The sequence below is a fragment of the Wenzhouxiangella sp. AB-CW3 genome, assembly GCF_014725735.1.
Classification (GTDB): domain Bacteria; phylum Pseudomonadota; class Gammaproteobacteria; order Xanthomonadales; family Wenzhouxiangellaceae; genus Wenzhouxiangella.
Genome location: NZ_CP061368.1, coordinates 90,220 through 116,844, shown reverse-complemented (window position 1 = coordinate 116,844; position 26,625 = coordinate 90,220). Strand labels below are relative to the sequence as shown.

Sequence of the window (26,625 nt, the reverse complement as noted above, 5' to 3'; positions counted from 1 at the left end):
GACCATGAATACCAATGACCGACGTTGGGCACTATTGAGCGTGTCCGACAAGTCCGGACTGACCGAACTGGGTCAATCCCTGGCCGAAGCCGGATTCGGCCTGCTGTCGACCGGGGGCAGTGCCCGCGTGCTGCGCGAGGCCGGCCTGGACGTCACCGAAGTATCGACCCTGACCGGGTTTCCAGAAATCATGGGCGGGCGAGTCAAGACGCTGCAGCCGAAGATTCATGGCGGCATCCTGGGTCGGCGCGGGACCGACGATGCGGTCATGGCCGAACACGGCATCGAGCGCATCGATATCGTGGTAGTAAATCTTTATCCGTTTTCGGAAACCGTGTCGCGGGAAGACTGCAGCCTGGCCGAGGCCATCGAGAAGATCGACATTGGCGGTCCGGCCATGGTGCGGGCCGCGGCCAAGAACCACGACCACGTCACCATTGTCTGCGACCCGGACGACTACCCCGCCCTGATCGAGAGGCTGCCGGATTCTCCCGACGAGGCCACCCGTCGTAGCCTCGCCGTCAAGGCCTTCGCCCATACCGCCGCATACGACGGCCAGATCAGTCAATGGCTGGCTCAGCACGACAGCGCCGATGAACTGCCACCGGTATTCAACCTGTCACTGGACCTGGAGCGCACACTGCGCTACGGCGAAAACCCACACCAGGCCGCCGGACTGTATCGCGAACGGGGCCGGCCGACCAGCGGACTGGCCGGATCACAGCCGGTCCAGGGCAAGCCGCTGTCGTACAACAACCTGCTCGATGCCGATGCCGCCTGGAGTGGCGTTCAGGCACTGGGCCGGAATGCGCCGGCCTGCATCATCGTCAAGCACACCAACCCCTGTGGCGCCGCCCAAGGCGAATCGGTGGCCCAGGCCTATGATCGTGCGCTGGCCTGCGACCCGACCTCGGCATTCGGCGGCATTATCGCTGTCAACCAGGAGGTCGACGGCGCGCTGGCCCGGTCCATGCTGGAGCGGTTCATGGAAGTCCTGATCGCACCGGCCCTGACCGACGAGGCCCGCGAAGTCTTCTCCACCAAGCCCAACGTACGCATTCTCACCCCGGACGAGCATGTTCCGTCGGCCACGGAACTGCGCGCCATAGACGGCGGCTGGCTGGTCCAGCAGGCCGACCGGATCGCGGCCGATGAAAGCGAGTACAAGATCGTCACCCGGCGCAGCCCCAGCGACGAGGAAATGGCCGACCTGCGTTTCGCCTGGGCCGCTGTGGGGTTGGTGCGCTCCAATGCCATCGTCTACGCCAAGGACCGCGCCACCATCGGCATCGGCGCCGGCCAGATGAGCCGCATCGACTCGGCCCGCTTCGCCGCCCTCAAGGCCGGGGACGCCGGCCTCACACTCACCGGCGCCGTAATGGCCTCGGATGCCTTCTTCCCGTTTGCCGACAGCATAGAAACCGCAGCCGAGCGCGGCATCCGCGCCGTCATCCAGCCCGGCGGCTCCATGCGCGACCAGGAAGTCATCGACGCCTGCGACGCAAACGACATGGCGATGGTGTTGACCGGGAGGCGGCATTTTCGGCATTGAGGCGCCACGGGCGGGGGTGTGAGGTGAGGTGTGAGGTGTGAGGTGTGAAGTGTGAAGTGTGAAGTGTGAAGTGTGAAGTGTGAAGTGGGGGCATTTGGTTGCTTGGGGGGATCAGGCGGTCGTAGTCTTCGAGATGCTGAGCGTTAAGACAATCCCTGGCACCGAACCCCCAGCCACCTGCCTCAACCGAGACCACCAAACCCGAAACACCCCCACCGCCACCGGAGCCCTACTTAACACTTAACACTTAACACTTAACACTTCACACTTCACACTTAACACTTAACACTTCACACCCCCGACCCCCAACGAAGCCACGTTACAATACGCTTCCACCCAAGCAATCCGAAGCCTCCCCCATGAAAACCCTCATCGTCGGCGGCGGTGGCCGCGAGCATGCGCTGGCCTGGAAGGCCGCGCGGTCGAAAGGTGTCACGCGTGTGCTGGTAGCGCCCGGGAATGCCGGCACGGCCACCGAGGAAGGAGTGGAGAATGTCGACATCGGTGCCGAGGACATCGATGGCCTGCTGAATCTGGCCAAGAGCGAAGGCATCGACCTGACCATCGTCGGGCCGGAAGCGCCGTTGGCGGCCGGCATTGTTGATCGTTTTGCCGAGGCCGGGCTGGCCTGTTTCGGCCCGAATGCGGCGGCGGCGCGGCTGGAGTCATCCAAGGCGTTTGCCAAGGATTTCATGGCGCGACACGAGATTCCCACCGCCGGCTACAAGGTGGTCGAGGATGTCGAGACCGGCAAGGCCTTTGTTCAAGAGCTGGGCCTGCCGGTGGTGCTCAAGGCCGACGGGCTGGCTGCCGGCAAGGGTGTGATCATCGCCGAAGACATGGACACGGTCGAATCGACGCTTGAAGACATGCTCTCGGGCAATGCTTTTGGCCAGGCCGGCAGCCGGGTGGTGATCGAGGAGTTCCTGGTTGGCGAGGAAGCCAGCTTCATTGTCATCGCCGATGGCGACAAGGTGCTTCCGCTGGCCTCCAGCCAGGATCACAAGCGCCGCGACAACCAGGACCAAGGGCCGAACACCGGCGGCATGGGCGCCTATTCGCCCGCACCCGTGGTCACCGATGCGGTGCATGAGCAGATCATGCACGACATCGTCGAACCGACCCTGGTCGGACTGAAGTCCGATGGCTGTCCCTTCACCGGCTTTCTCTACGCCGGCGTGATGCTGACGGCCGACGGCCCCAGGGTGCTGGAATTCAACGTGCGCTTTGGCGACCCGGAAGCCCAGCCGGTGCTGATGCGACTGAAATCCGACCTGATCGAAGTCATCAATCGCACCCTGGCGGGCGAACTCGACCAGATCGAGCTGGAGTGGGACAAACGCTACGCCCTGGGCGTGGTCATGGCCGCAGGCGGCTATCCGGGAAGCTACGAAAAAGGGCGTCCGATTCACGGGCTGGATGCCGAACTGCCCGAAGACGTCAAGGTCTTTCATGCCGGCACGCGCCTGGCCGACGATGGCCAGGTGGCGACCAGCGGCGGCCGCGTGCTTTGCCTGGTGGCACTGGGCGAAAGCGTGGCCAAGGCCCAGGCCCGCGCCTACCAGTGGCTGGCTCAGGTTGGCTTCGAAGACGCGTTTTATCGGACGGATATTGGGTACCGTGCCGTGGATCGAGACTCGGAGGGCGGCTAAGTGGTGCGGCTTCGATCAGCTAATGGGGTGTCGGGACTCGGGACTCGGGACTCGGGACTCGGAAAAACCCCGGCCGTTCAAGCGAGGGAGAAATCTAACGCTAGTCGGAGCCCCCACCCTCGAAAATGCCACGTAGCCAACAGTAGCGAGTCCCGAGTCCCGGGTCCCGAGTCCCGACCAATCCTTCCAGTCCCGAGTCCCGAGTCCCGATAGAACCCCATGGACGTCAGTCACCTTCTCGACGAACTCAACGACGCTCAGCGCGAGGCGGTCACGGCCGATGAGGGTCATTTGCTGGTGCTGGCCGGGGCCGGTTCGGGCAAGACGCGGGTACTGGTCCATCGCATTGCCTGGCTGATCCAGGTCCATCATGTCAGCCCGATGGGGCTTTTGGCCGTCACCTTTACCAACAAGGCTGCCGGCGAGATGCGCGCCCGGGTGGGGGAGTTGCTGGGTATTCGGCCTGAGGGGTTGTGGATCGGCACGTTTCACGGCATCTGTCATCGCATGCTGCGCATGCATGCCGATGAAGTCGGCCTGCCCGACACCTTCCAGATCCTCGATTCCGACGACCAGTACCGGCTGGTCCGGCGTGTGATCCGCGATATGGAACACGATGAGGGGCAGTTTCCGCCGCGTGCCATGCAGGGGCTGATCAATCATCACAAGGATGAGGGCCGTCGACCACAAGACATCGATCATTTCGACAACCCGCATTCAGTCAGCCAGGTCGCCATCTATCGGCATTACCAGGACTATTGTGAGCGGTCGGGACTGGTCGACTTTGCCGAGCTGTTGCTCCGGACCGTGGAGCTGCTGCGCGACAACCCGAACCGCCGGGCGCAATACCAGGGCCGCTTCGGCCACACCCTGATCGATGAGTTCCAGGACACCAACCGGCTGCAATACGCGTTGGTTCGACTGCTCTCGGGCGAGCAGGGCCGCATGTTCGTGGTCGGCGACGACGACCAGTCGATTTATGGCTGGCGCGGTGCGCGGGTCGAAAACGTGTCCGACTTCGTGCGTGATTTCGAACCCACGGTGGTGCGCCTGGAGCAGAACTACCGCTCGACGCAGACCATCCTGGAGGCGGCCAACCGCGTCATCGATCACAACGACGATCGCATGGGCAAGAACCTCTGGACCGAAGGCGAAACAGGGGACCCGATCCGGCTTTTTTCTGCCTGGAACGCAGAGGAAGAAGCCGATTTCGTCATTGCCCGCATCCAGGACTGGATCGAGGCGGGCGGCAACCCGTCGGAAACCGCGATCCTGTATCGCTCCAACGCTCAGTCGCGGCTGTTCGAACAGGCCCTGTTGCGTGAAGGTATTGACTATCGCGTCTACGGCGGACAGCGCTTCTTCGAGCGCGCCGAGATCAAGGATGCCATGGCCTACCTCCGGCTTCTGCACAATCGCAACGATGACCCGGCATTCGAACGCGTCATCAATGTACCGGCCCGCGGCATTGGCGAGCGCAGCGTGGAGAGGATTCGCGAGCATGCGCGCTCGAATCAGTGCTCGCTGTTTACCTCGGCCCGGGCGCTGGTATCCGGGCAGGGCCTGCCGGCGCGCGCGGCGCGGTCGGTATCGGCGTTCATCGACAAGATCGAGCAGCTCGATGAACAGACGGCGAGCGCATCGCTGGGCGATACCATGGCCGCCGTGGTCGGCAGCGCACAACTGGGCGAATGGTACCGGGGGCGGGAAGCGCCCGACCGCGCCGAAACCCGGGAGGAAAACCTGCAGGAGCTGGTGCGTGCGGCTGAAAGCTTTCAGCAACCCGAAGAAGACAGTCAGGCCGGCCTGTCGCCGCTGGCGTCCTTTCTCGCCCAGGCCGCACTGGAAGCCGGCGAACACCAGGGAGAACGCTGGCAGGACTGTGTGCAACTGATGACCCTGCACTCGGCCAAGGGGCTGGAGTTTCCTCTGGTCTTCATGGCCGGGGTGGAAGAAGGGCTGTTTCCACATCAGAAATCAGTCGAGGAGCCCGGCCGGCTGTCGGAGGAACGGCGGCTGTGCTATGTCGGCATGACCCGGGCAATGAAGCAGCTCTACATCAGCTATGCCGAATCGCGGCACCTGCATGGACAGCGGGTAATGTCGAGGCCCTCGCGTTTTGTCGATGAGTTGCCCACGCACCTGGTCGAGTCCGTACGACCGCGCTCCTCCGCAGGCGAAGCCGGAGCGGGCATGGGCCGAATGAGCGCTGCGCCGGACACGGCGCCTGATCATGGCCTCAGGCTGGGAGGCACGGTGGAGCATGGACGTTTCGGGATCGGCACCGTGGTCAGCCTGGAAGGCCAGGGCGACAATGCACGCGTGCAGGTCAATTTCGAAACGGCCGGCAGCAAGTGGCTGGTGCTGGCCTACGCATCGCTGGAGCGGCTGGATTGAGTGCCGAATCAGTGCAGGTAGGCGATCTGGCCGGCCTGCGCTGGCGGCGGGGGCCACATCGCGTCCTGGCGCTGCATGGGTGGCTCGACAACGCGCATTCGTTTCTGCCACTGGCCGACGAGCTGGACGGTATCGATCTGATCGCGCTGGATTTTGCCGGCCATGGCGAGTCGGCCCGACGGCCGGATCAGGCGCGCTATCATTTCGACGATTATGTCTTCGATGTGCTCGGCGCGATGGATCATCTGGGCTGGGACAAGGCCGGAATCATCGGTCACTCCCTGGGCGGCGCGGTGGCTGCCATCACTGCCGCAGCCGCACCAGAGCGGATCAGCTCACTGGTGCTCATCGAAGGAACGGGCCCCTTGAGCGCGCCGGCCACTGACACGGTAGCCGGCTGGCGCCGAGCAGTGGAGCGCTCCAGGCCCCACACGCCCCGGCGACATGCCGATCTCGATGCTGCGGCGCAAGCCAGGGCAAAGAATGGCGACCTGGGGTTCGAGGCGAGCCGGATGCTTGCCGAGCGGGGTACCCGAACCAGCCAGGAGGGTGTTTACTGGCATCACGATCCCCGTTTGCGCTGGCCCTCGTCGCATCGCTACTCCGAGCCACAGGTGCTTGAACTGCTCGGAGCGATAGAATGCCCGGTACTCACGATCCAGTCTGACCCGCCCGGCAGTAAATTGCCGCGAGAAATGGCCCGACGACGCCGGGCGGCGCTGCGGCAGGCAACCAGTCTGGATTGCCCCGGAGGCCATCATCTTCACATGCATCACCCGGCCCGGATCGGGCCGGCCATCAAGGAGCACTTTGAGAATCATGAACCAGCGCACCCCGATTCCGACTGATCAGCGCCTGATCTTTGCCCTCGACGTCCCGGATATCGACCAGGCACGCGGCCTGATCCGCACCCTGGGCGAGCACGTACAGTTCTACAAGCTGGGTCTGGAGTTCTTTCTCAGCGGACATTACTTCGCGCTGGCCGACGAACTGAAGGCCGCCGGCAAGCGGGTGTTCGCCGACCTGAAGCTGTTCGATATCCCGCCCACCGTGGGTCGTGCCACCGCGCAGCTGGCGCGGCGCGAAGTGGACTTTCTGACCGTGCACGGCAACGACGCCATGCTCGAAGCGGCCGTGGCCCATCGCGGTGACATGGGCATTCTGGCAGTGACCGCCCTGACCAGCCTGGATCAAGGCGACCTGAACGACCTGGGTTTTCAGTGCGACATCGAACAACTGGTGCGGTCGCGGGCCCGACGCGCCTTCGAGCTTGGGTGCACGGGCGTCATTTCCTCCGGTCTTGAGGTTCCGGCACTGCGCCGCGACGTGGATCATCGGCTGGTGGTGGTCTGCCCCGGTATCCGCCCGGTCGCCAACATCGACGAGCAAAAACGCACCCTGTCGGTGCCCGAGGCCTTCGAGGCCGGCGCCGATCACATCGTCGTTGGCCGCCCCATCCGCGATGCCAGCGACCCGGCCGCGGCCGCGGCTGAGATCCAGCAACAGATCGCGGCGCACTTCGACACCTGAGAGAATCGCCGATCAAGAGCCCGTCGGCGGCCTGACGCAAATCAGGGTAACCCGCGAAATCAACATAATTTCAATGGTTTGTGTAGATTTTCTCAGGCTCTTGATAAAGTTCTGTTAATTGCGTAACATGCGCTGCACGGTACGGGTCTCGACCCGTCGCCAGAACGATCAACAACGGCGTCCGTGACGCCACCGGGACAGTCCTCTCCGGACCGTGCCATTGCCGGGCAAGCCTCTGCGCAAGCCCGGTTTTTTTTGCTCCAAGGGGCAAGCGCATCGTCAATGGTAGAATGTTTCGCCCTCTTTCCGGCTTCCAAGCACGCCTCTCTGCATGGCTGATCCGCATCCATTCAAACGATTCCTGACCACGCTCTACGGGGCCTGGCTGGCGCTGCTGCGGCGCATTCTTCACTGGTGGGTCCGTTCCACCGTGCTGCCGGAGGACTTCGACGACCTGGCACTGGACCGGGACCGGCCGGTGTTCTACATGATCGACACCTATGCGCTGAGCTCGGTGCTGATCCTGGAACAGGTCTGCATGCGTCTTCGCCTGCCACGCCCGCTGGTGCCATTCCAGCACGGCAAGGCCTCGTTTTCGCGCAGCTTCGGGGCCAGCCGGCGCTACGGCGGCTTCATTCTCAGGCGCCCGAAAAAGCGTCGGCACTCCTGGATCCTGGGTGAGCTGATTGAAGCTGCGGCCGATAATGGCCTGGCCCAGGTGCAAATCGTTCCAGTCACCGTGCTGGTCGGGCGCGCACCCGATAAGGAAGTGAGTTTCTTCAAGATCCTGTTTTCCGAAAACTGGAGCGTGGGGGGCCGTCTTCGCCGTTTGTTCAGCACCCTTATCAACGGCCGGGCCACCATGGTGCAGTTCGGCAAACCGGTTACCCTTGAGCGCGTCTTTGAGGAAACCGAAGACCGCGAGCAGGCGCTCAGACGGGTCAGCCGGGTGTTGCGGGTTCACTTCAAGCGCGTGCGAACCGCGGCCATCGGCCCCGATCGATCACACCGGCGCACCCTGGTCGAACGCGTGGTGCGCAGCCCCGCGGTGCAGGAGGCGATTGCGGCCAAGATGCGGCGTGACGACATGAGCCGTGAACGGGCCGAGGCCGAGGCGCGCAAGTACGCCCACGAAATCGCCGCCGACTATTCCTACACCTTCGTGCGCATTGCCGACCTGCTGTTGAGCTGGTTCTGGAGCCGGATTTACCGCGGGGTCACGGTGCACCATTTCAGCGAGTTCCGCGAGCAGGCACCCGGTCACGAAATCGTCTACGTGCCCTGTCATCGCAGTCACATGGACTACATGCTGTTGTCCTGGCTGCTCTACCATCGGGGCTTCGTGCCACCGCACATCGCCGCCGGGGTCAATCTCAACATGCCGCTGGTGGGCCCGTTGCTCAGGCGCGGCGGGGCTTTCTTCCTGCGTCGTACCTTTCGCTCCCAGCCGCTGTATGCTGCCGTGTTCAACCAGTACGTCACGTTGATTCTCGACCGCGGTGTGTCGCTGGAGTATTTCATCGAGGGCACGCGCTCGCGCACCGGACGGCTGCTGCCACCGCGCGCCGGCATGCTGTCCATCACCATTCGCGCCTTTCTCCGAAATCCCGGCAAGCCGGTGATGTTCCAGCCGGTGTATATCGGCTACGAGCGCCTGGCAGAAGGCAGTTCGTATATCTCGGAGCTGTCCGGGCGCCAGAAAAAGCCGGAGTCGCTGTCGGACTTCAGAAACGTCATCAATATCCTGCGCAAGAACTACGGCGAGGTGGCGGTGAGCTTTGGCGAGCCGATTCTGCTCAATCGCCTGCTCGAAGCGCATCACCCGGAATGGAGCGGCGAGCCGCTGGACGAGAACAGCAAGCCCCGCTGGCTCTCCGGGATGGTCGATGACCTGGCCCGCCAGATCATGGTCAACATCAATCGCAGCGCGGACGTCAACCCGATCAACCTCCTCGCCACCGCGCTGCTGGCCAGTCGCAAGCAGGCGCTGGACGAAGACGATCTGGAAAGAACCATCGGGCTGCTGAAAGACATCATTGCGCTGACCGCATACTCCGATCGCATTACCCTGACCACGCTCACACCCGGACAGGTGATCGAATACGGCCTGGAACTGGGCATTATCGAGCGACAGGAACACCCGCTGGGCAACATTATCCGCACTGATGCCACCAACGCGGTGCTGCTGACCTACTTCCGCAACAACATCGCCCACCTGGTGGCCATGAGCGCCTGGATCGCGTGCTGCTTTTTGAACGTGCAACGGGTTCGAAAGGGTCGCGTCGAGCAGCTCAGTCACTTTGTCTACCCGTTCATCCGGCGCGAACTCTTTCTACCGTGGGAGCCCGAGGAACTCTCTGGAGTGATCGAGCGCTGCATGCAGGCACTGATCGACATGGGGCTGTTGCGCTCTTCGGGTGAGTTTCTACAGCGCGCCGCGGGCGGCAGCGACGAGAGCTACTATCTGCGGCTGCTCGGCGGCTCGCTGCTTCAGACTTTCGAACGCTACTTCATCACCGTAGCGGTACTGGTCAAGAACGGCTCGGGTCGCATGACGCGCAAGCAACTGGAACGACTGTGCATTCTAAGCGCCCAGCGAATTTCCCTGCTGCACGAATTCGAAGCGCCGGAGTTCTACGATCGCACGCTGTTCCGGCAGTTTATCGAGTCGCTGTTCGAAAGCGGCATCCTGGGCCGTGACGACGATGGTCACCTGACCTTTGATCGTCAGCTCGAAGACTTCGCACGAGATGCCAAGCTGGTGCTGGCCAAGGAGATCCGGCACACCATCATCCAGGTAACCCCGCAGCTGCCCGAGCTCGACCAGGAAGCCGCCTGAGTTGCGACTCAGAGGCTCCTCATGCATCCAGGTCGGGAATGAGCTTGCTCTCCCAGTAGGCGATCTGGTCGCGTAAGCGCAGTTTACGCTTCTTCATTCGGATAAGCTGCAGCTGATCGGTGGCGCGATTGTCCGACATCTGGCCAATGGCCTCATCAAGGTCACGATGCTCTTCGCGCAGCTCGGCCAGGCGGGCGTTGATCTCACTGAGACTGGTCGTCATGAGCGGTGCCGGTTCCCTGTCTGGATTACAATGCCCCCGCCACTGTTCTGGAGGAGCCAGCCCGTGAGTATGCCCAGCCTGCCCCTGACCATCAAGTCGACCGAGCCGACCGCCGGGGATACGCGCAAGAGCCGCTACGATGCCAACAAGCTGATCAAGCGCCTGCGCCGCCAGGTCGGCAAGGCCGTGACCGACTACGCCATGATCGCCGACGGCGATCGCGTCATGGTGTGCCTGTCCGGTGGCAAAGACTCCTACGCCATGCTGGACCTGCTACTTGGGCTGAAGCAGGCCGCCCCGATCGAGTTCGATCTGGTGGCGGTCAATCTCGACCAGAAGCAACCCGGCTTCCCCGAGCATGTGCTGCCGGAGTACCTGGAATCGCTGGGCGTCGAGTGGCACGTGATCGAGAAGGACACCTACTCGATCGTCCAGCGGGTGCTGCCGGAGGGAAAGACAACCTGCGGCCTGTGTTCGCGGCTGCGACGGGGCACGCTCTACGAGTTTGCGCGCCGTCACGGCATGACCCGGGTTGCGCTCGGTCACCACCTCAACGATATCGTGGAAACCTTCTTTCTTAATCTGTTTCACGGCGCGGCCCTGAAGGCGATGCCCCCCAAGCTGCTCAGCGACGACGGTGACAACATCGTCATCCGTCCATTGGCCTATTGCCGCGAGGATGACCTGGCGCGACTGGCCGAATTGCGCGAGTACCCGATCATCCCCTGTAATCTGTGCGGCAGCCAGCCCAATCTTCAACGGCAGCAGATCAAGCAGATGCTCAATGAATGGGAGCGGATTCAGCCTGGCCGGACGATGTCGATCTTCCGGGCACTCGGCAATGTGGCGCCATCGCAGCTATGCGATCGCGAGCTGTTTGATTTTTCAGCCCTGAGCAAGAACATCTCAACCCCCTGAGCCCTTCGGAATGGCCGGGTTCTGCCGCAGTGACTTTCAGCACTGGCAGCAGCAACAATTTGGGCGCACAATGATCGCCGTCATTCAAGTGGAGAACTGATATGCAATCCTACAGAGTTCTGCTGGTCATGCTCTGCGTGCTGCTGGCATCGGGCTGCGGGGCGGTCAACCGGGGCATTCAGATCGGGGACGGGGAGCATGTCGACGGCGATGTGCGCAATGTCAACGGGGCGATTCGCATCGGTCGGGACTGCACCATCGATGGTGATGTACGTAACGTCAACGGCGCCATTTCCGTCGGCGCGGGAACCCGTGCCGGTGAGGTCCGCAACAACAATGGCGCCATCGAGATCGGTTCGGAAGCGCGTATCGAAGGTGTGAGTAATACCAATGGTCGCGTGCGTGTCGGCGCGCAGGTCCGAGTCAACGGGGATATCAAGACGACCAATGGCGCCATCGAATTGGCCGAATCAGTGAGCGTCGCCGGCACGGTGGAAGCGACCAATGGTCGCATTCGTATCGGCGAAGGCGGACATGTGACGGAACGGGTGGCCACGACCAACGGCGCTATCGAGATTCGCGCAAGCCAGGTCGGTAGTGTGGTCGGCGCCAATGGTCATGTGGAGTTGCTTGACGGTACGCACGTCGAGGGTGAACTTCACATGCGTGAGACGCGTGGCACGCAGATTCGCTCCGAGCCGCCCCGGGTGGTGATCGGTGCCGATGTGGTCGTCGAGGGGCCGGTACGCATCGAACGCGAGGTGCGGCTCTATGTCCACGAAACAGCCCGCACCGGGGAGATTACCGGCGCCGAGCCCACCTCCTTCAGCGGCGAACGGCCCTGATCCGGGGCAGTTCGCTTTCCGGAATCCAGGCCAGGGGTAGCGGCTACTTGTAGGTCTGACCTTCGTGACGAATCCAGCCGCCACCACCCGCCTGGGCGTGGTCAGCATGGGTCCGCGTCACTTCACCGCCCCGGGCATTCCACTCGTAGCGGCCCTGAAAGGCAACCATATCTCCGCGCTGGGCCGGCACGCGTCGGCCCTCGCTGCTGGAGTGGTAGACAATCACCGATAGACTGTCGGCAATCTGGACATTGAAGCGTTGTCTCGGCAGACCAATGGCGAGACTCTCATCGGCCAGGACCTGCGTCACGGTCCCGTGGCCGCTGACCCAGATACCGGTCCGACCCTCGTCGAATGCCGCAACCAGTCGGGCGTTATCGGGCAGATCCTCGCCACCACAACCCGTCCCCCCCAGGGCAACGAGAAGCCCAACTAGAACGACTGTAAAGCATCGTCCTGCCATGGTCTTCCTCCTTCGCACTGTGTGCCGATTCAGTATGGCAGTTTTCGAGGGGTTTGGAAAACGACCGGGCGGAATGGTTCAGGCAGGAGGGCGCCGGGATGGGGCGAAAAGCCCTCGCCAGGAGGGCCTGGAGAGGGCTGATGTACGGGGGGCAAAGCCTTGCTTAGCGCTTGAGTTGCTTGCGCAGCCGGTCCAGGGCGGCAAGCTGGGCCATGGCTTCGGCCAGTTGAGCCTGGGCCTGAGCCACCTCCATGCCGGCGGTGCGGTCATGGATGGCACGTTCGGCTTCTTCCTTGGCCTTGACCGCAGCGGCCTCGTCAAGATCCGAGGCGCGCTGGGCTGTATCGGACAGCACGGTGACCACATGAGGCTGAATCTCCAGCAGGCCGCCGGAAATGTAATAGAACAGCTCTTCATCGCTGTCGGGCACGATGACTCGCACCTGGCCGGGAACCAGGCGCGTGAGCAGCGGGGCGTGACGCGGCGTGATACCGAGCTCGCCCTCTTCGCCGGGGACCACCACCATGGTGGCCTCGCCCGAGTAAATCTCGGCCTCGGCACTGACAATGTCGCAATGTATCGTTGATGCCATTTATGCACTCACTCTGTTCGTGCGCTGAGCGAAAACCCTGGCCGGTCAGGCTTGACCGGCCCCGGGTTCAGGACGCTTCGGCGATCAGCTTCTCACCCTTCTCGACGGCCTGATCGATGGTGCCGACCATGGTAAAGGCCTGCTCGGGCAGATGATCGTACTCGCCTTCGACAATGCCCTTGAAGCCGCGGATGGTTTCCTTGAGCGGCACGTAGACCCCCGGGAATCCGGTAAAGACCTCGGCCACGAAGAAGGGCTGACTGAAGAAACGCTCGACCTTTCGGGCCCGGGCCACCGTCAGCTTGTCTTCTTCGGAGAGCTCATCCATACCGAGAATGGCAATGATGTCCTTGAGTTCCTTGTAGCGCTGCAGCGTGCCCTGCACCTTGCGGGCGACATCGTAGTGCTCCTGTCCCACCACCAGCGGATCGAGCTGGCGCGAAGTGGAATCGAGCGGATCAACCGCCGGGTAGATGCCCAGCTCGGCGATCTGGCGCGAGAGCACGACCGTGGCATCCAGGTGGGCAAATGTGGTGGCCGGCGACGGATCGGTCAGGTCATCGGCAGGCACGTAAACGGCCTGGATCGAGGTGATCGAACCGGTCTTGGTCGAGGTAATGCGCTCCTGCAGCACACCCATTTCCTCGGCCAGGGTCGGCTGGTAGCCCACGGCCGAAGGCATGCGGCCGAGCAGGGCGGAGACCTCGGTGCCGGCCAGCGTGTAACGGTAGATGTTGTCGATGAACATCAGAACGTCACGGCCTTCGTCACGGAAGTACTCGGCCATGGTCAGACCGGTCAGGGCCACGCGCAGGCGGTTACCCGGCGGCTCGTTCATCTGGCCGTAGACCAGGGCGACCTTGTCGAGCACATTCGACTCCTTCATCTCGTGATAGAAGTCGTTGCCCTCGCGAGTCCGCTCACCGACGCCGGCGAACACCGAGTAGCCGGAGTGCTCGATGGCGATGTTTCGGATAAGCTCCATCATGTTCACGGTCTTGCCCACACCGGCGCCACCGAACAGGCCCACCTTGCCGCCCTTGGCAAACGGGCAGATCAGGTCGATGACCTTGATGCCGGTCTCGAGCAGCTCGTTGCTGGCGGCCTGGTCCTCAAAAGAAGGGGCCGCACGGTGAATGGCCCAGTGCTCTTCGGCACCGATTTCGCCGGCCTCGTCAATGGGATTGCCGAGCACATCCATCACACGGCCCAGGGTCTTCTTGCCGACCGGTACGCTGATCGCCTTGCCGGAATTTGTCACGGCGCGGTTCCGCTTGAGACCGTCGGTCGAACCCAGGGCGATGGTCCGTACCACACCGTCGCCGAGCTGCTGCTGCACCTCCAGCGTGATCTCGGTGTCATCCACGGTCAGGGCGTCATAGACCTTGGGTACGGCGTCACGCGGAAACTCCACGTCAACCACGGCACCGATAATCTGAACTATCTTTCCGGAACTCATTTGTCAGTCCTCAAAATTTGGGTGGCTTCCGTGCATGCACATCGCTGAAGCCGGGTTTTTCGATTGCGGTGAAAGGCAAAAGGTGAAAAGTAAAAGGAGCCCAGTCAGTCCTTTCACCTCTTACCTTTTACCTTTCACCTCGTTCCATCACACAGCCGCTGCACCACCAACAATCTCGGAGATCTCCTGCGTAATCGCGGCCTGGCGGGCCTTGTTGTAGACCAGCTTGAGCTCGTCGATCAGGTTGTTGGCGTTGTCCGAGGCGTTCTTCATCGCCACCATGCGCGCGGCGTGCTCGCTGGCCAGGTTCTCCAGCGATGCCTGGTAGACCAGGGTTTCCAGGTAGCGAGTGAGGAACTCGTCGAGCAGCTCCATCGCATCGGGTTCGTAGATGTAGTCCCAGTACTGCAGCATGGGCTCGTCATCGCCCGGCGGCAGTGGCAGAAGCTGGTCGAAAGTCGCCTTCTGCGTCATGGTGTTTACGAAGTGGTTGTAGCACAGGAACAGGCGGTCGAGTCGACCTTCGCGGTAGTCATCCAGGCAAACCTTGACAGTACCGATCAGGTCTTCCAGGCGCGGTTGCTCGCCCAAGTCCTGGGTTGCGGCGGAAATCTCCACGTTCAGGCGACGGAAAAACTGGGCGGCCTTGCGGCCGACCACCACGGTCGTGACCTCGACACCCTGGTCCTGCCACTTGCGGAATTCCGCGAGCAGCTTGCGGAACATGTTGTTGTTCAGTCCGCCACACAAGCCACGGTCGGTGGCAATGATGATGAAACCCACCCGCTTGATTGTTTCGCGTTCGGTGGTAAACGGGTGCTCCTCTTCCAGGTTGGCGTGGGCGAGATGCCCGATCACCTGCCGCATCATGCGGGCATAGGGTCGGGTTGCCTGCATCTGGTCCTGGGCCTTGCGGATCTTGCTGGCCGAGACCATCTCCAGCGCACTGGTCACCTTGCGCGTATTCTGGACGCTCTTGATCTTGCCTACGATTTCCTTGGAGCCGCTCATGTTTCCTCTCGGGACTCGGGACTCGGGACTCGGGACTCGGCGACGTACCTGACGGCGAGATTCCCGGGTCTGCGAGTCGTTGTTACGATTACCAGCTGCCGGTGGACTTGAACTCGTCCAGCGCTTTCTTCATCTCGCCGGCCAGTTCGTCGTTCCAGTCGCCGGTCTGGTTGATCTTGTCCATCAACTCCCCGTGGGTGTTGTTCATGTAGTCGATCAACGCTCTTTCAAACGGCACCACCTGGCTGAGCTCGAGGTCATCGAGGTAGCCTTCGTTGCCGGAAAACAGGCTGACCGCCATCTCGGCCACCGACATCGGCGAGTACTGGGCCTGCTTCATCAGTTCGGTGATGCGCTGGCCACGCTCGAGCTGCTTGCGGGTGGTTTCGTCAAGATCGGAAGCAAACTGCGAGAAGGCAGCCAGTTCACGGTACTGGGCCAGCGCGATTCGAACCCCGCCACCCAGCTTCTTGATGACCTTGGTCTGCGCCGACCCACCGACACGCGAAACGGAAAGACCGGCGTTGATGGCCGGGCGAATACCGGCATTGAACAGGTCGGTTTCCAGGAAGATCTGACCATCGGTAATGGAGATGACGTTGGTCGGGACAAACGCCGACACGTCACCGGCCTGGGTTTCGATGATCGGCAGGGCAGTCAGTGAGCCGGTCTTGCCCTTGACCTCGCCGTTGGTCTGCTTTTCCACGTAGTCGGCGTTGACTCGTGCGGCACGCTCGAGCAGACGCGAATGGAGATAGAACACGTCACCCGGGTAGGCTTCGCGGCCCGGTGGACGCCTGAGCAGCAGCGATACCTGGCGGTAGGCCCAGGCCTGCTTGGTCAGGTCGTCGTAAATGATCAGTGCATCTTCACCGCGATCACGGAAATACTCGCCCATGGCGCAACCGGCATACGGTGCGATGTACTGCATGGCGGCTGACTCGGAAGCGTTGGCAGCCACGACGATGGTGTGGTCCATGGCACCGTGTTCTTCGAGCTTGCTCACTACGCCGGCAACAGAGGATGCCTTCTGGCCAACGGCAACATAAATGCACTTGATGCCGGCGCCCTTCTGGTTGATGATCGCGTCGATGGCGACTGCGGTCTTGCCGGTCTGGCGGTCACCGATGATCAGCTCTCGCTGCCCGCGCCCGATGGGCACCATGGCGTCGATGGACTTCAGCCCGGTCTGTACCGGCTGGTCCACTCCCTGACGGGTAATGACGCCCGGGGCGATTTTCTCGATCGGCTCCGAACCGGCTGCATCGATGGGGCCGGCACCGTCAATCGGGTTGCCCAGCGCGTCGACAACTCGACCGAGCAGTCCCTCGCCCACCGGCACCTGCAGAATGCGACCGGTACAACGCACCGTATCGCCTTCCTTGATGTGCTTGTACTCACCCATGACCACGGCACCGACCGAGTCACGCTCAAGGTTCAGCGCCAGGCCGAAGGTGTCGCCCGGGAATTCGATCATCTCGCCCTGCATCACGTCGGCCAGGCCGTGCAGGCGACAAATGCCGTCGGACACGCTGAGCACCGTGCCTTCGGTTCGGGCATCCGAAGTGACTTCGAATTCCTCGACCCGCTTGCGGATCAGCTCGGATATTTCAGAAGGGTTGAGGGTCTGCTGCATTTTCGCAATCCTTGAGAATTGGGTTCCTTGGTTGGGCCCGACCGATGGGTCGCTTTCGGCACCGGCGGTTACACCGCCAGTTGCCTGCCCAGTTGTTCGAGACGACCACGGACACTACCGTCGATCACCTCGTCGCCACTACGGATGACCACGCCGCCGATCAGCGACTGGTCCACTTCGATCTCCAGATCCACCTCGCGACCGAATCGCATTTTCAGCCGGTCAATCAGAGTTTGCTGTTCGGCCGTCTCCAGCGGGTAGGCCGATGTCACCTGCACGTGGACGCGCTGCTCCGCTTCCCGCCGCAAACGCTCAAACTGGGCAACAATCTCCGGCAACAGTTCGAAGCGGTCGTTGCGAGCAAGCGTGTGGAGGAAGCGCTTGAAGCGCTGGTCAAAAGCCTCTCCACCGATCTCGGCAAACAGCTCGGCAAGTTGCGGACGACTGATGCGCGGATTGTCGATCAGGTCACGCATTTCCGGTGTCACGGCGATTTCGGCCGCCTGCGTCAGGTACTGTCGCCATTCCGTCAGGGCACCGGCATCACGTGCCGCCTGGAATGCGGCACGTGCATAGGGCCTTGCAAGCGTGATCCGATTGCTCATGGCACTAGAGCTCCGTGGCGAGTTTGTCGAGCATGGCACGGTGAGCCTGGGGATCGATTTCCTTTTCGATGACCCGGTTGGCGCCCACCACGGCCAGTTCGGCCAGGCGTTCGCGCAGTGCTTCCCGCGCCTGGTTGGTCGCCTGACGAATCTCGGCCTCGGCGGCGGCAACCTGGCGATCGCGTTCGGCAACGGCTTCTTCCCTGGCCTGTTCGACCAGCTGGTTGCCGCGCTGACTTGCCTGCTCAATAATCTCACCGGCCTTGCGGCGGGCGTCCCGAATCAGCTCCTCAGCCTCGGCATTGGCACGCTCAAGGGCATGTTCAGCCTCTTCGGAATGCGCCAGCCCTTCGGCAATCTTCTGGCGACGCTCTTCCATTGCCTGGGTCAGGGGCGGCCAGACAAACTTCATCACCGCCCAGATAAAGACCAGAAACGTGCCGGCCTGACCGACTATTGTCCATATACTCGGTAGCATAGTGGCGCCTTGCGTCCGTTAATTGATAAAACTCGAGTTGCGGAACTCGACTACTGGATCAACCGCCCATTGCGGCCTGGATCGGTCCCAGCAGCGGGTTGGCAAACATCAGCAGGGCGGCAAACGCCACGCCGATAATCGACAGGGCATCAAGCAGACCGGCAATGATGAACATGCGGACCTGCAGCATGCCGGCCAGCTCGGGCTGGCGCGCAGCGCCTTCGAGAAACTTGCCGCCCAGCAGGGCAAAGCCGATGGCGGTGCCGACGGCCGTTGCAACAAAGATAAGGCCCACGGCAATCGCGGTATTGGCCTGAACCTGCGCAATCAGACCGGCCAGTTCCAGAGAAGATGCTTCCATGATGGTCTCCTAGCAATAGTGATTGAATGCAAAAGCGAAATCGTCAATGACGGTACGGTAACTAGTGTTTCTCATAGGCCAACGACAGGTAGACAATCGTTAGCGTCATGAACAGGAAGGCCTGCAGTGGCACGACCAGAATATGGAAGATGGCCCAGCCACCCCCCGGAATGAACTGAATCCACCAGGGCAGCAGGGCGATCAGCACGAAGATCAGCTCTGCGGCATATAGATTGCCAAACAGCCGCATGGCCAGCGATACGGTCTTGGCTACCAGCTCGACAATATTGAGTACCAGGTTGGGAATCCACAGCAGCGGATTGGCACCGAACGGGTGGGTGAACAGCTCCTTGCCGAAGCCACCGAAACCCTTGCCCTTGATGCCATAAAGAATGATCAGGCCCAGCACGGTGATCGACAGACCGAACGGAGCGTTGATGTCGGCCGAGGGCACGATGCGGAAGTAGTCCACGCCCAGCACGTACATGGCCAGCGGGACGTAGTCGACCGGCACCAGGTCCATCAGGTTCCACAAAAAGACCACGCCGAAAATCGTCAGCGCCAGCGGCCCGATGAAGCCGCGAGGACCGTGAAAGCTTTCCTTGACCGTCTTGTCGACGAAATCAACCAGCAATTCAACGAAATTCTGCAAACCGCCGGGAATCCCCGAAGTGGCCTTGCGAGCGGCCAGGTAGAGAAATCCGAGGAAGAACAGGCCCAGCACCCACGACACGACCATGGTGTCGACATGCCAGACGAACGGATCCATTTCATGGGTTTCGGGCAGGCGCAGGTTGGTGATGTGATGGCGGACGAAATCGCCAGCGTCGGCTTCCTCGGTCCATACAAAATGGGCGCGTTCCTTGGTCTGAGCCCACCACCCCGCAAAGCCGCCGAGTTCTGCGCTCGCCTCTGCCGCATTGGCGCCGGCCGCCTGGCCCATATCACCGCCTGCTTCTACAGGCGCTTCCGGTTGCTCGTTGCCGCTAGCCATGGTCGTCTTCGAGGAATCCCGTTAGTCGTTGTCCGTGGTCGAACTCGGCAACAACGCCATCTTGCGCATTGCCAGCCAGTAGGCCGTCGAGGTGGCCGCATATCCCGTCACCACCGGCACGAAATAGCCGGCGAACCAGAGCGCGACGATGACAAACATGATCACCGCCAGCACGAATTTCAGCGCCATGGCGCGATAGAAAGCACGCACCATGACCTTGGGCTCCATGGATGAAGCCAGGCCGACCCTGAGTGCCACGACGGCGGTCAGAAACAGACCCATCCCTCCTCCGACCAGCGCAGCCATCGACCAGTCCAGCCCACCGATCATGGCAAACGCCACTCCGGCAAGCGCGGTCATCACGGCCTGAGTGCGCAGCAGCCAGGCAATCGTCTTGGCGAATTGGGCTTCGTTCACGGCCTGGGCGCAATCGGGCTTCAAGGTCAGGCGCAGCACACCCGTTTCCCCCATTTTCGGGAGGGCAAGGGACCCGCGCTCTGTAAATCCGCGCAAGTATAACAGGGCAGAAAGGGCAGCGGCAAGCGATTGGGTCGCTGCGAGAAAGGGGGCATCGTGCTACTCTCGTCGACCGGAGCGGGGAAACCGGAACAATGGACAAAACCTGGGGTGCAGCAACAGGGGGCTGTTCAGTGCATCCAGTCTGCTGACCCGGGCTCGGACAATATCTACCAGGTTATCGAACACCTGCCTGGCGTTCAGCCGGAGCGGCGACGCAGCCGCTCGATGATGCCATCGAGTTCGTCCAGGCTGGTGTAGCGGATGTTGAGTTGGCCCTTGCCGGAGGACTGGTGCCTGAGGCTGACCGGGGCGCACAGGGTTTCGGTCAGTTCCTGTTCGAGGCGCTGGATGTCGGCACTCTTTGCGGCCGGTTTCTTCTTGTTGTCTTTTCCGCCTTCGCGCATGCGGCGCACGAGGGCTTCGGTCTGGCGCACGGACAGGGCTTTTTCGACCACTTCGCGGGCAGCACGAACCTGGTCGTTGCGTTCGAGTCCGAGCAAGGCACGGGCGTGCCCCATGTCGAGTTCGCGCTGATCGACCAGTTCGCGCACTTCCGGCGCCATATCGAGCAGACGCAGCAGGTTGGTGACCGCGGCGCGTGAACGGCCGACGCTGGTGGCGGCCTGTTCATGCGTCAGGTCGAACTCTTCGATCAGGCGTTTCAGCGCGGCCGCTTCTTCCAGCGGGTTCAGGTTCTCGCGCTGGATGTTCTCGATCAGGGCCAGTGCCAGGGTGGCCTCGTCGGCCACTTCGCGAACCAGTGCGGGAATGGTTTCCATGCCCGCCATCTGACAGGCCCGCCAGCGGCGTTCGCCGGCAATCAGCTCGTAGCGGCCTTTCCTGGCCAGGGGGCGTACCACCACCGGCTGCACCAGCCCCTGTTCGCGAATCGAGTCGGAGAGTTCCTGTAGCCGATCAGGATCCATGGCCGAGCGTGGCTGGTAGCGGCCCGGCTCGATCACGTCGAGCGGCAGCTCCTTGAGCCCGGTCAGCTCCCCTTCAGGGCTGGCCTTTTCCGCCGCGGCACGCGTCTTTCCCAGCAGGGCATCGAGATTGCGCCCCAGTGGCTTTTTCTTGCGCGAGGCATTCATTTCGGTTCGGCTCCCTGTCGACGCAAATATTCCCCGGCAAGCCCCAGGTAGGCAACGGCACCCCGTGAATCGCGATCGTAGTGGATGACGGACTGGCCGTAGCTGGGCGCTTCGGCCACGCGCACGTTGCGCGGCACCACGGTCGAATACAGCTTGTCGCCAAAGTGCTCGCCAAGCTGGCGCGAAACCGCCCCCGACAGGTTGTTGCGCACGTCGAACATGGTGCGCACCAGCCCCTCGATCTCCAGCGCGGGATTGACCGAATCCTGGATCTGTTCGATGGTGTTGAGCAGGGCAGTGAGCCCCTCCAGTGCATAGTATTCACACTGCATCGGGATCAGTACGCCGTCGGCGGCGGTCAGGGCATTGAGGGTCAGCACATTGAGTGCCGGCGGGCAGTCGATGATGATGTGGTGGTAGCGGCCGCGCACTGTTTCCATGGCCTGTTTGAGTACGCCGGAGCGGTCCTCGAGATCCATTAGCGCGACTTCAGCGGCCGTCAGGTCGCCGTTTGCCGGGACCAGGTCGAAGCCCATGGCCTCGGCGGCCACTATTGCGTCAGGCAGTTCGACCTCGCCGGTCAGCACCTCGCACAAAGTCGGCTGGTCGTCGGCCAGGTCGACGCCGGAGCCCGTGGTGGCATTGCCCTGCGGATCGATATCGATCAGCAGAACGCGGCGGCGCAGCTCGGCCAGGCCGGCGGCCAGGTTGAGCGCCGTGGTGGTCTTGCCCACGCCGCCTTTCTGATTGGTTACGGCCAGAATCCTGGCCCGTCTCTCATTCATTTCGGTTCACGATTGCCAGGCAACGCTCAGCGGCGGTACCCGGCACCCTCAGTTCGATCCGCTCGACATTGTACGCGCTCGGCAGCCCATCGCACTCGCTTTGTTCCAGGCGGCCCTTCATGGCCAGTAACCGCGCACCCCGATCCAGGTAGGGTTGAAGCTGCTCTATGAGCCGCGGCAACGGCGCCAGCGCACGGGCGACCAGGTCCCCGGCCGGATGAGAAACCGGGTCAAGGGATTCGAGCCGGGCATGCACCGGTTCGATGTTGTCGAGCGCCAGCTCGCGCCTGACCTGGCGCAGAAAGCGAACCTTCTTGCCGTTGGCATCGACCAGCACGAAATAGCGCTGCGGGCTGGCAATGGCCAGGGGTATGCCCGGCAGACCCGCGCCGGTGCCGGCGTCCAGCACCCGATCGCTGCGCAGCCAGGGAAGAATGCTCAGGCTGTCGAGCAGGTGACGGTCGACCATGGCGTTCGGGTCATCAATGGCGGTCAGGTTGTAGGCCTGGTTCCAGCGCGCCAGCAGGGACACAAAGGCCAGCATGGCCTCCAGCCGGTCGGCATCCAGATCCAGTTCGAGAGCAGCGACCCCGGCAAGCAGACGCTGGCGCGGCATGTCAGTCATGCGCGGCGCCTTCTTCTTGCTCGATGTCGTGGTCGGGCAGCGGGCCCGGTGGCAGCTCGTCATGGCGATGACAGGCCACCCGGTGGCCATCGCCGATATCTTCAAGCACGGGCGTTTCGGCGGCGCAGCGGTCGATGGCGAAGGGGCAGCGAGTCCGGAACACGCAACCGGAGGGCGGATCAAGCGGCGATGGCATGTCGCCCTGCAGAGAACGCCGCGCCCGGGCGCGCTCGCGCACCGGGTCGGGGATGGGCACCGATTCTATCAGCGCCCGGGTGTAGGGGTGCCGGGGCGCATGGTAAATCGCCTCGCGGCCGGCCATTTCCATGACCTGGCCCAGATACATGACCAGCACACGATCGGAGACGTGGCGCACCACCGACAAGTCGTGAGCGATGAAGATCAGCGACAGTTGCAGCTTTTTCTGCAGATCCTTGAGCAGGTTGACGATCTGTGCCTGAATGGACACATCCAGGGCGCTGACCGGTTCGTCACAGACCACCAGACGCGGGTTGACCACCAGCGCCCGGGCAATGCCGACACGCTGGCACTGCCCCCCGGAAAACTCGTGCGGATAGCGATTGATCTGGTCGCTCCGAAGGCCGACCAGCTGCAGGATGCCGCTGACGCGCTCGCGCACCTGCAGGCGTGACATCGACGGATAAAAAGTGCGCAGCGGCTCGGCAATGATCTCGCCAATGGTCATGCGTGGATCCAGCGATCCGGCCGGATCCTGAAAAATGATCTGAATTTCGCGACGCTTCTTGCGCAAAAGCTCTTCACTGGCCCCGACCAGCTCCTCGCCCAGCCAGCGGATGGAGCCGCCCCGTGCCGGCTGCAGACCCAGCAAAGCCCGCGCCAGCGTTGACTTGCCGCATCCTGATTCGCCGACAATTCCCAGGGTTTCGGCCGGCAGAACGTCGAAGCTGACCCGGTCGACCGCGCGGATGCTGCGATAGTCGTGCCGGAATAGGCTGCCGGCATCGACTCGGTAATGGACCTGCAGGTCGCGAACCTGAAGTACCGGGTTTCGCATCAGCCGGCCTCCTGCTGAACCGGCAGCTCATCCAGATGGCAGCGCTTGAAGCGGCCTTCGCCGATCTTTTCAAACGCGGGCAACTCCCGGCATTTGTCCCAGGCGTGCGGGCAGCGGTCGCGGAAGGGACAGCCGGCGGGCACATCAAGCAGGTTGGGCGGATTGCCGGGGATGGCATGAAGAATGCCGGAGTCGTCCCGATCCAGACGCGGCACGGAGTCCAGCAGCCCCTCGGTATAGGGATGGCGCGGATCGGCAAACAGTTCATCAACCCCCGCCATTTCCATTTCCTGGCCTGCATACATCACCAGGATGCGGTCGCACAGACCGGCCACCACGCCCAGGTCGTGGGTGATAAGCAGAATCGCGGTCGACGACTGGGTCGACAGCTCACCCATCAATGAGTTGATCTGCGACTGCACGGTCACATCGAGCGCGGTGGTGGGCTCGTCGGCAATCAGCAGGTCCGGCTGACACAGCAGGCCCATGGCGATCATCACGCGCTGGCACATGCCGCCGGACAATTCATGCGGATACTGTTTCATGCGCTGTTCGGGGTCGCTCAGCCGCACCTGGCGCAGCATCTCGATGGCCCGCTGTTTCGCCTCGCGCCGTTTGAGGTTGCGATGATGCGTCAGCACCTCGACAAGCTGCTCGCCAATGGTCATGTAGGGATTGAGCGAGGTCACCGGGTCCTGGAAGATCATCGAGATCTTCGAGCCTCGCACACGGGTCAGCTCCGACAGCGACATGCCCAGCAACTCCTGGCCGCGAAACTTCACCGAGCCGGAGGCCTGACCGTTCTCGGCCAAAAGCCCCATCAACGCCAGTGCCGTCTGCGTCTTGCCCGAACCCGACTCGCCCACCAGCCCCAGCGTCTCGCCGGGTTCCAGGTCGAAGCTGATGCCGTTGACGGCATGCACCACGCCTTCTGGGGTATCGAAGGAGACGGTGAGATCACGGACTTCAAGCAGGGCCATCAGGGGCGGTGAAAGGTAAAAGGTGAAAGGTAAAAGGAAAAGGCCTCAAGTGCCAGCGCATGGCACTCGATGCTCTCCCATCCGGCGGCGATTCTCCAGCCATGGCAAAATCGCCCGTTTCTCAACCTAACAGACATCTTTCCTCCTTTCACCTTTTACCGCCTCTACAACCTGTCCTTCGGATCCAGCGCATCACGCAATCCGTCGCCGAGGAAATTGAATGCAAACAGCGTCAATGCCAGGAAACCGGCCGGGAACATCAGCGACCACGGCGCCGTTTCCAGTTCCTGCGCGCCTTCGTTGACCAACGCACCCCAGGACGTCAGCGGCTCCTGCACACCCAGGCCGAGAAAACTCAGGAAGCTCTCGATCAGTATGACCTGGGGAATGGTCAGGGTGACATAGACGATGACCACGCCGAGCAGGTTGGGAATGATGTGGCGTCGGATGATCTGCGCCTCGGTGGCACCGCAGGCGCGGGCGGCCTCGACGAAATCCTTGTTCTTGAGGCTGAGCGTCTGGCCGCGCACGATGCGCGCCATATCCAGCCAGTTGATGGCACCAATGGCCAGAAAGATCAGAAAGATGTTGCGCCCGAAGATCACCATCAGCAGGATGACGAAGAACATGAACGGCATGGCGTAGACCGCGTCGACAAAACGCATCATGACATTGTCGGCCCGCCCGCCCAGGTAACCGGCAACGGCACCGTAGGTCACGCCAATGACCAGCGAGACCAGCGTGGCCAGCAAACCGACCAGCAGCGAAATCCGGCCACCAATCATGGTGCGTGCAAAGAGGTCGCGACCGATGGCGTCGGTGCCGAAGGGATGGCCGGTCTCGAGCGAGGGCGGGATGGATCCGTGGTCCCAGTCGGGAATTTCGTGATCCCAGGGGCTGAGCAGGGGGCCGATGAGCACCAGTGCGATCATGAAAACCAGAACCACCAGCCCGGCGACCGCCGCGCGATTCTTCAGCAGCCGGTGCCAGGCATCAACGTAGAGGGACCGGCCGCGAATGTCACGCCGGTCCAGCGCCTGCTCGAAGGCGTCGCGTGTGGCTTCGTTCATGTGCCGACCTCGCCATCATCGTAGCGAATGCGCGGATCGAGCCAGGCATAGAGCAGGTCGACCACGAAATTGAACAGGATGATCAGCATGCCGTAAAGAATGACCACTCCCATGACCAGTGTGTAGTCACGATTGAGCGCACCCTGGACAAAATAGGTGCCGATACCGGGGATGGTGAAGATGCGCTCGACCACCACCGACCCGGTCATGATGGCCGCTGCCGCCGGACCGAGGTAGGAGATCACCGGCAGCAGGGCCGGCTTGAGGGCATGGCGCAGGATGACTTCCTTTTCCGGCATGCCCTTGGCACGGACCGTGCGGATATAGCTGGAGTGCAGTACCTCGATCATCGAGGCGCGGGTAATGCGGGCGATGTAGGCGATCATGGGCAGGGCCAGGGTCAGTACCGGCAACAGCATGCGTGTTGGTGTGTACTCCCACCCGCCGGCCGGCAACCAGCCCAGGGTGATGGCGAACAGAAGAATCAGCAGTGGCGCCATCACGAAATTGGGGATGGAAATGCCGATCATGGCCAGACTCATGACCGTGTAGTCGGCCGGCCGATTCTGTCTCAGGGCGGCCCAGGCTCCCACCATCACACCGACGACCAGTGCGATGGCAAGTGCCAGAATGCCGAGCGTGAACGAAACCGGGGCGCCTTGGATGATCAGATCATTGACCGTCCAGTCGCGGTAGTGAAACGACGGCCCGAAGTCCAGCCGGGCAATCTGCCACAGATAGCGACCGTACTGGAAGATGAGCGGTTCATCCAGGTGATACTTGGCGGCCAGGTTGGCCTCGATCTCGGCCGGCAGGGCACGCTCGGAGTCAAACGGGCCACCCGGCGCGATACGAATCAGGAAAAACGCCACGGTGATGAGCAGAAACAGCGTGGGGATGGCGGAAGCGAGCCGGCGCAGGGAGTATTTCAGCATGGGGAGCGCTCCGTTGGAGCGCGGTGAAA

The 26,625-nt window shown here is 62.4% G+C and carries 26 protein-coding genes; 8 read left to right on the top strand and 18 right to left on the bottom strand.

All coding sequences use genetic code 11. The features are described 5' to 3' along the window. The first annotated feature begins 4 nt into the window (after window positions 1-4). From purH to plsB, 6 genes are all read left to right on the top strand, one after another. Window positions 5-1,552, top strand: coding sequence for a bifunctional phosphoribosylaminoimidazolecarboxamide formyltransferase/IMP cyclohydrolase (gene purH, locus IC757_RS00515; RefSeq protein WP_190975474.1), 1,548 nt, complete (start codon window positions 5-7; stop codon window positions 1,550-1,552). A gap of 359 nt (window positions 1,553-1,911) precedes the next feature. After that, the gene (gene purD, locus IC757_RS00510; protein WP_190975473.1) at window positions 1,912-3,204 is read left to right on the top strand and encodes a phosphoribosylamine--glycine ligase; all 1,293 of its coding nucleotides are present in this window, start codon (window positions 1,912-1,914) and stop codon (window positions 3,202-3,204) included. 219 nt (window positions 3,205-3,423) lie between these two features. Further along, on the top strand, window positions 3,424-5,601 hold the full coding sequence (uvrD, locus tag IC757_RS00505; RefSeq protein WP_190975472.1) for a DNA helicase II: 2,178 nt from the start codon (window positions 3,424-3,426) through the stop codon (window positions 5,599-5,601). After that, a complete protein-coding gene (locus IC757_RS00500) occupies window positions 5,598-6,449 on the top strand; it encodes an alpha/beta fold hydrolase (protein WP_190975471.1) in 852 nt (283 codons plus the stop codon). Before uvrD ends, IC757_RS00500 begins: the two co-directional genes overlap by 4 nt. After that, complete coding sequence (pyrF, locus tag IC757_RS00495) at window positions 6,421-7,131, top strand: orotidine-5'-phosphate decarboxylase (protein ID WP_190975470.1); 711 nt, start codon at window positions 6,421-6,423, stop codon at window positions 7,129-7,131. The genes IC757_RS00500 and pyrF overlap by 29 nt, the downstream gene beginning before the upstream one ends. A 331-nt stretch (window positions 7,132-7,462) precedes the next feature. Continuing rightward, the gene (gene plsB, locus IC757_RS00490; protein ID WP_190975469.1) at window positions 7,463-9,970 is read left to right on the top strand and encodes a glycerol-3-phosphate 1-O-acyltransferase PlsB; all 2,508 of its coding nucleotides are present in this window, start codon (window positions 7,463-7,465) and stop codon (window positions 9,968-9,970) included. 19 nt (window positions 9,971-9,989) lie between these two features. On the opposite strand, the gene IC757_RS00485 is transcribed toward plsB, so the two are convergent. Further along, window positions 9,990-10,193 carry a YdcH family protein gene (locus IC757_RS00485; RefSeq protein ID WP_190975468.1) on the bottom strand — a complete coding sequence of 68 codons (204 nt, stop codon included), beginning with the start codon at window positions 10,191-10,193 and terminating at the stop codon, window positions 9,990-9,992. 69 nt (window positions 10,194-10,262) lie between these two features. Here IC757_RS00485 and ttcA point away from each other — a divergent pair, with 69 nt between their 5' ends. Then, window positions 10,263-11,111 (top strand): tRNA 2-thiocytidine(32) synthetase TtcA, encoded by an 849-nt coding sequence (ttcA, locus tag IC757_RS00480; RefSeq protein ID WP_190976880.1) that lies wholly within the window; start codon window positions 10,263-10,265, stop codon window positions 11,109-11,111. 101 nt (window positions 11,112-11,212) lie between these two features. Beyond that, window positions 11,213-11,956, top strand: a complete 744-nt coding sequence (locus IC757_RS00475; protein ID WP_190975467.1) for a hypothetical protein — start codon at window positions 11,213-11,215, stop codon at window positions 11,954-11,956. Window positions 11,957-11,999: 43 nt separating this feature from the next. Here IC757_RS00475 and IC757_RS00470 read toward each other — a convergent pair whose 3' ends face one another. The 17 genes from IC757_RS00470 to oppB form a co-directional block, all read right to left on the bottom strand. Beyond that, entirely contained in the window at window positions 12,000-12,419 is a 420-nt protein-coding gene (locus tag IC757_RS00470) for a DUF3465 domain-containing protein (RefSeq protein ID WP_190975466.1), read from the bottom strand. Between the two features lie 163 nt (window positions 12,420-12,582). Beyond that, the gene (locus tag IC757_RS00465) at window positions 12,583-13,011 is read right to left on the bottom strand and encodes a F0F1 ATP synthase subunit epsilon (protein ID WP_190975465.1); all 429 of its coding nucleotides are present in this window, start codon (window positions 13,009-13,011) and stop codon (window positions 12,583-12,585) included. A gap of 67 nt (window positions 13,012-13,078) precedes the next feature. After that, a complete protein-coding gene (gene atpD, locus IC757_RS00460; RefSeq protein ID WP_190975464.1) occupies window positions 13,079-14,470 on the bottom strand; it encodes a F0F1 ATP synthase subunit beta in 1,392 nt (463 codons plus the stop codon). Window positions 14,471-14,617: 147 nt separating this feature from the next. Then, window positions 14,618-15,481 carry a F0F1 ATP synthase subunit gamma gene (atpG, locus tag IC757_RS00455; RefSeq protein WP_190975463.1) on the bottom strand — a complete coding sequence of 288 codons (864 nt, stop codon included), beginning with the start codon at window positions 15,479-15,481 and terminating at the stop codon, window positions 14,618-14,620. A gap of 88 nt (window positions 15,482-15,569) precedes the next feature. Further along, window positions 15,570-17,117 (bottom strand): F0F1 ATP synthase subunit alpha, encoded by a 1,548-nt coding sequence (gene atpA, locus IC757_RS00450; protein ID WP_190975462.1) that lies wholly within the window; start codon window positions 17,115-17,117, stop codon window positions 15,570-15,572. A gap of 68 nt (window positions 17,118-17,185) precedes the next feature. Continuing rightward, window positions 17,186-17,722: a F0F1 ATP synthase subunit delta gene (locus IC757_RS00445; RefSeq protein ID WP_190975461.1), complete on the bottom strand. Its 537-nt coding sequence runs from the start codon at window positions 17,720-17,722 to the stop codon at window positions 17,186-17,188. Between the two features lie 4 nt (window positions 17,723-17,726). Beyond that, window positions 17,727-18,200 (bottom strand): F0F1 ATP synthase subunit B, encoded by a 474-nt coding sequence (locus IC757_RS00440; protein WP_190975460.1) that lies wholly within the window; start codon window positions 18,198-18,200, stop codon window positions 17,727-17,729. A 58-nt stretch (window positions 18,201-18,258) separates the two neighbouring features. Then, window positions 18,259-18,528 (bottom strand): F0F1 ATP synthase subunit C, encoded by a 270-nt coding sequence (gene atpE, locus IC757_RS00435; RefSeq protein WP_411913472.1) that lies wholly within the window; start codon window positions 18,526-18,528, stop codon window positions 18,259-18,261. Window positions 18,529-18,622: 94 nt separating this feature from the next. Next, window positions 18,623-19,555 carry a F0F1 ATP synthase subunit A gene (gene atpB / locus IC757_RS00430; RefSeq protein ID WP_223846186.1) on the bottom strand — a complete coding sequence of 311 codons (933 nt, stop codon included), beginning with the start codon at window positions 19,553-19,555 and terminating at the stop codon, window positions 18,623-18,625. Between the two features lie 21 nt (window positions 19,556-19,576). Then, entirely contained in the window at window positions 19,577-19,972 is a 396-nt protein-coding gene (locus tag IC757_RS00425; protein ID WP_190975459.1) for an ATP synthase subunit I, read from the bottom strand. 299 nt (window positions 19,973-20,271) lie between these two features. After that, complete coding sequence (locus IC757_RS00420; RefSeq protein ID WP_190975458.1) at window positions 20,272-21,165, bottom strand: ParB/RepB/Spo0J family partition protein; 894 nt, start codon at window positions 21,163-21,165, stop codon at window positions 20,272-20,274. Continuing rightward, window positions 21,162-21,950 carry a ParA family protein gene (locus tag IC757_RS00415; RefSeq protein WP_190975457.1) on the bottom strand — a complete coding sequence of 263 codons (789 nt, stop codon included), beginning with the start codon at window positions 21,948-21,950 and terminating at the stop codon, window positions 21,162-21,164. Before IC757_RS00415 ends, IC757_RS00420 begins: the two co-directional genes overlap by 4 nt. Continuing rightward, window positions 21,943-22,575, bottom strand: a complete 633-nt coding sequence (gene rsmG, locus IC757_RS00410) for a 16S rRNA (guanine(527)-N(7))-methyltransferase RsmG (protein ID WP_190975456.1) — start codon at window positions 22,573-22,575, stop codon at window positions 21,943-21,945. The genes IC757_RS00415 and rsmG overlap by 8 nt, the downstream gene beginning before the upstream one ends. Beyond that, window positions 22,568-23,611 (bottom strand): ABC transporter ATP-binding protein, encoded by a 1,044-nt coding sequence (locus IC757_RS00405; RefSeq protein ID WP_190975455.1) that lies wholly within the window; start codon window positions 23,609-23,611, stop codon window positions 22,568-22,570. Before IC757_RS00405 ends, rsmG begins: the two co-directional genes overlap by 8 nt. After that, window positions 23,611-24,591 carry an ABC transporter ATP-binding protein gene (locus tag IC757_RS00400; protein WP_190975454.1) on the bottom strand — a complete coding sequence of 327 codons (981 nt, stop codon included), beginning with the start codon at window positions 24,589-24,591 and terminating at the stop codon, window positions 23,611-23,613. Before IC757_RS00400 ends, IC757_RS00405 begins: the two co-directional genes overlap by 1 nt. A 164-nt stretch (window positions 24,592-24,755) precedes the next feature. Continuing rightward, entirely contained in the window at window positions 24,756-25,661 is a 906-nt protein-coding gene (locus IC757_RS00395; protein WP_190975453.1) for an ABC transporter permease subunit, read from the bottom strand. Further along, complete coding sequence (gene oppB / locus IC757_RS00390; protein ID WP_190975452.1) at window positions 25,658-26,596, bottom strand: oligopeptide ABC transporter permease OppB; 939 nt, start codon at window positions 26,594-26,596, stop codon at window positions 25,658-25,660. The genes IC757_RS00395 and oppB overlap by 4 nt, the downstream gene beginning before the upstream one ends. Window positions 26,597-26,625 lie beyond the last annotated feature (29 nt).

What these genes read in the sequence shown, in the direction of transcription:
- ttcA (WP_190976880.1), top strand. Translation starts at nt 10,263, where the DNA reads ATGCCCAGCCTGCCCCTGACCATCAAGTCGACCGAGCCGACCGCCGGG.
- atpA (WP_190975462.1), bottom strand. Translation starts at nt 17,117, where the DNA reads ATGCAGCAGACCCTCAACCCTTCTGAAATATCCGAGCTGATCCGCAAG.
- IC757_RS00405 (WP_190975455.1), bottom strand. Translation starts at nt 23,611, where the DNA reads ATGCGAAACCCGGTACTTCAGGTTCGCGACCTGCAGGTCCATTACCGA.
- atpG (WP_190975463.1), bottom strand. Translation starts at nt 15,481, where the DNA reads ATGAGCGGCTCCAAGGAAATCGTAGGCAAGATCAAGAGCGTCCAGAAT.
- IC757_RS00470 (WP_190975466.1), bottom strand. Translation starts at nt 12,419, where the DNA reads ATGGCAGGACGATGCTTTACAGTCGTTCTAGTTGGGCTTCTCGTTGCC.
- rsmG (WP_190975456.1), bottom strand. Translation starts at nt 22,575, where the DNA reads ATGACTGACATGCCGCGCCAGCGTCTGCTTGCCGGGGTCGCTGCTCTC.
- IC757_RS00465 (WP_190975465.1), bottom strand. Translation starts at nt 13,011, where the DNA reads ATGGCATCAACGATACATTGCGACATTGTCAGTGCCGAGGCCGAGATT.
- oppB (WP_190975452.1), bottom strand. Translation starts at nt 26,596, where the DNA reads ATGCTGAAATACTCCCTGCGCCGGCTCGCTTCCGCCATCCCCACGCTG.
- IC757_RS00415 (WP_190975457.1), bottom strand. Translation starts at nt 21,950, where the DNA reads ATGAATGAGAGACGGGCCAGGATTCTGGCCGTAACCAATCAGAAAGGC.
- uvrD (WP_190975472.1), top strand. Translation starts at nt 3,424, where the DNA reads ATGGACGTCAGTCACCTTCTCGACGAACTCAACGACGCTCAGCGCGAG.
- plsB (WP_190975469.1), top strand. Translation starts at nt 7,463, where the DNA reads ATGGCTGATCCGCATCCATTCAAACGATTCCTGACCACGCTCTACGGG.
- pyrF (WP_190975470.1), top strand. Translation starts at nt 6,421, where the DNA reads ATGAACCAGCGCACCCCGATTCCGACTGATCAGCGCCTGATCTTTGCC.
- purD (WP_190975473.1), top strand. Translation starts at nt 1,912, where the DNA reads ATGAAAACCCTCATCGTCGGCGGCGGTGGCCGCGAGCATGCGCTGGCC.
- atpB (WP_223846186.1), bottom strand. Translation starts at nt 19,555, where the DNA reads ATGGCTAGCGGCAACGAGCAACCGGAAGCGCCTGTAGAAGCAGGCGGT.
- purH (WP_190975474.1), top strand. Translation starts at nt 5, where the DNA reads ATGAATACCAATGACCGACGTTGGGCACTATTGAGCGTGTCCGACAAG.
- IC757_RS00485 (WP_190975468.1), bottom strand. Translation starts at nt 10,193, where the DNA reads ATGACGACCAGTCTCAGTGAGATCAACGCCCGCCTGGCCGAGCTGCGC.
- IC757_RS00395 (WP_190975453.1), bottom strand. Translation starts at nt 25,661, where the DNA reads ATGAACGAAGCCACACGCGACGCCTTCGAGCAGGCGCTGGACCGGCGT.
- IC757_RS00475 (WP_190975467.1), top strand. Translation starts at nt 11,213, where the DNA reads ATGCAATCCTACAGAGTTCTGCTGGTCATGCTCTGCGTGCTGCTGGCA.
- atpD (WP_190975464.1), bottom strand. Translation starts at nt 14,470, where the DNA reads ATGAGTTCCGGAAAGATAGTTCAGATTATCGGTGCCGTGGTTGACGTG.
- IC757_RS00440 (WP_190975460.1), bottom strand. Translation starts at nt 18,200, where the DNA reads ATGCTACCGAGTATATGGACAATAGTCGGTCAGGCCGGCACGTTTCTG.
- IC757_RS00445 (WP_190975461.1), bottom strand. Translation starts at nt 17,722, where the DNA reads ATGAGCAATCGGATCACGCTTGCAAGGCCCTATGCACGTGCCGCATTC.
- IC757_RS00400 (WP_190975454.1), bottom strand. Translation starts at nt 24,591, where the DNA reads ATGGCCCTGCTTGAAGTCCGTGATCTCACCGTCTCCTTCGATACCCCA.
- IC757_RS00420 (WP_190975458.1), bottom strand. Translation starts at nt 21,165, where the DNA reads ATGAATGCCTCGCGCAAGAAAAAGCCACTGGGGCGCAATCTCGATGCC.